The organism is Kocuria atrinae C3-8 (genome assembly GCF_000286355.1).
GTDB lineage: Bacteria > Actinomycetota > Actinomycetes > Actinomycetales > Micrococcaceae > Kocuria > Kocuria atrinae_A.
Genome location: NZ_AJXN01000060.1, coordinates 1 through 2,876 on the forward strand (window position 1 = coordinate 1; position 2,876 = coordinate 2,876).

The 2,876-nt window shown below is 64.8% G+C and carries 2 protein-coding genes and 1 pseudogene; all 3 read right to left on the reverse strand.

Annotated elements, in window-relative coordinates; genetic code table 11:
• A pseudogene (locus YO9_RS0107570) lies at positions 1-1,049 on the reverse strand (FAD-binding oxidoreductase); the annotation flags it as partial.
• 147 nt (positions 1,050-1,196) lie between these two features.
• Complete coding sequence (locus YO9_RS0107575; RefSeq protein ID WP_016996927.1) at positions 1,197-1,523, reverse strand: 2Fe-2S iron-sulfur cluster-binding protein; 327 nt, start codon at positions 1,521-1,523, stop codon at positions 1,197-1,199.
• Between the two features lie 104 nt (positions 1,524-1,627).
• Positions 1,628-2,452 (reverse strand): thioesterase family protein, encoded by an 825-nt coding sequence (locus tag YO9_RS0107580; protein WP_016996928.1) that lies wholly within the window; start codon positions 2,450-2,452, stop codon positions 1,628-1,630.
• Positions 2,453-2,876: the final 424 nt, after the last annotated feature.

A 2,876-nucleotide genomic window follows, 5' to 3' on the forward strand; every position in this document is an offset into this window, starting at 1 on the left:
TGCCGGCCTCGCGGATGCGCCACAGCGCGCGCCTCGGCGGGGTCGCTCACGACTACGGAATCCACCACGGTCTCCTCGACCAGTGCGGGGAGTTTCTGGGCCGCTGCGAAGGCTTCTTCTTGAGTGTCCGCGCCGACCTCACAGTAGAGCCAACCGCCACCCTCGGGGAGTTCACCGCCGGCGTTCTCCTGACCCTGGCGGGTGCGCAGTGCGGTGAGGAGGTCCGAGCCCATACCCTCGATGGTCGTCACGCCGGGCACGCGGAACTTGGGCGCGGCAGTGGCTGCCTCGATAGCGTCCTTGAAACCGAGGACTGCCAGTGCGGTGAACTTGGGCTTGGCGACCAGCTTCACCTTGAGCTGGGTGATGATGCCGCACGTGCCCTCGGTACCGGAGAAGGCCTTGGCCACGTCAAAGCCGTTCTCACCGAGCAAGTACTGGAGACCGTAACCGGAGACCTGGCGCGGGAACTGACCCAGTTCGGTGCGCAGTATGGCCAGGTGCCGGTCGCGCAGTTGCTTGAGCTGCGAATCCAGGGCGGGGTCCGAGGTGCCGCCGGCCTCCAGGGTGACTTCACGTCCGTCGGCGAGCATGACCGTGACCGCCACCAGGTTGGATGCGCTCGTGCCCCACGCGACCGAGTGGGAGCCGCACGCGTTGTTGGCCACCATGCCGCCCACCGTGCAGCGCGAGTGGGTGGAGGGGTCCGGGCCGTAGGTGAGGCCGAATTCGCTCGCGGCGTCACGCAGTTGATCGCAGATCACGCCGGGTTCGATCGTGGCGGTCCGTAGGTCCGGGTCGATCTCCAGGATGCGGTTGAAGTACCGGGAGGTGTCGATGACCAAGCCGTCACCGATCGCGTTGCCCGCCACGGAGGTTCCACCGCCGCGGGAGATGACCGGCCAGCCCTTGTCCTGGGCGGTGGCCAGCAGCTCACGGATCTCCTCCACGGAGCGCGGTTCCGCCACGGCCTGGGGGAGCCTGCGATAGATGGAAGCGTCGGAAACGTACGCGGCACGAGTGGTCAGATCATCCCGGAGAGCAGTCATGGTCTAACTTTCGCGTACCCGCCCCCGGGATTCCAATTAGGTCACCTTTCTTCCGTGTCGCGGGGTGCTGCACAGACAACGACGCCGCTCGCGAACCTTCGTGAGGAAGGCAGGCGAGCGGCGTCGACGGGATCTACAGCGGGTGACTCACCACTCCGGGGCGATGATGATCTCGGCGCCCTCAAGGTCCTCGTTCCATTCGACCTGGCAGGTCAGACGGGAGTTGTCGTGACGGGTGTCGTCGAGCATCTCCAGGAGGTCTTCTTCCTCCTCGTTGGTGCCACCGGTCTTCACGAACGACTCCTGATCCAGGTACGAGTGGCACGTGGAGCACGAGGCGTTGCCGCCGCAGGTCGCCAGGATGGGGAATTTGTGACGGGTCAGAGCCTCCATGAGGGACTCGTAGTCCTTCCACTCGACGCCCTCGGTGCGCACGCCGTCGCGGTCGGTCACATTGATCTTGATGCTGCTCACTCGGGTGGACCTCCTACAGTTACGACCCGTTGTGGATTCTCAGAACTAGGGGCCATTCTACGGTTGCCGCGCCCGGCCGAGGCCAACGGTATTGCGAAGTGTGATCAGTCCCCCATGCGGCGCACGGTCAACGCCTGGGCCACGCGTCCGATCGGGCCGTTCTCGTCGAAGAGTTCGGAGTGGGTCAGGCCCACGCCACCGGGGCCGATTTCCACGTTGGTGTCCAAGCCCACCCATTCGGAGACCGGCTCACGGATCAGGTGGATGGACAGGTCCACGTTGGGGAACGCCCACTTGCCGGGCTCCACGCGGGGTGCGATGCCGTTGGCGGTATCGATGGCACTCACGAAGCGAGCGGTGTGCGAGGACTCCTCGCCCTCTACGACCTGATGCTTGATACGCAGCCACCCCGCGGCACTTCCGGGGCGAGGTTCGCGAGCCAGGTGAGCCTCCAGCGTGGCGATGAAGCCACCGGCCCACGTCTCGGTCATGTCCACCGGCGGGCACTCCTTGACCGGAGGCAGGGGGCGGATTTCGCCGCCGGCCACGTCCTGGGTATCCGAGGTCTTCAACCGCCACATGCTCAATCGGATGCAGTCACGGCCGCCCGCGCTCATGGTCGCCTCGAGCAGCTCAATGGTCTTGCCGGGGCGCAGCACGCGGGTGTGCACCTCGATGTCACCGCCGGGGATGAAGCCCAGGATGTCGTAGGACAACCGCACCGGGATCACGTCTTCGCGCGGGTGGTTGCGTTCAATTTCATGGACCATCAAGCCCGACGACGCCGCCATGTGCTGTTCCAGCGGGCTCCACGCACCCTGCGTGTACACCGTGGTCCGGAAACTGTGGTCCCCGGTCCGTACGTAGTGGGCATCGGGGACGTCCTCCCCATTGGCGCCGAGGTGCTGGGGCTTGGGCTCGCTGGTCATGCTTGAGGTCCTCCTGCAAGGTGGTGTTTGTGTCCTGAGTTACACCTTAGAGTCCCTCACCGAGTTCACCGTGCACCGGGGTGCTTGTTAGCTATCAGGCGAGAATCGGCGGGCGCGGTGGCCGCGTATGCGTACTCGGCGGCGTCGGACAACTTGGCTGAACGAATGAGGGAAACAGCTTTCGGCACGACACTCTCGATCCCTATAGGTGACTTGTGGACTCGGCATACGGCGATCGATTTTCGGTAGAGACCAGAATGACTGCCTGCCGTCTCATCAACGGTACGACCCACTCGTCCGGAGCGGTTGCACATTGATCGACGGAATCACCAGAATTCCGGGAGTTCTTGGTTCTAACGTCGACCAGAATGCAGCGGGCCGGGGGTCAGGGTCGGAGCGTCGATCAGGGTGCAGGGTGCAGGGT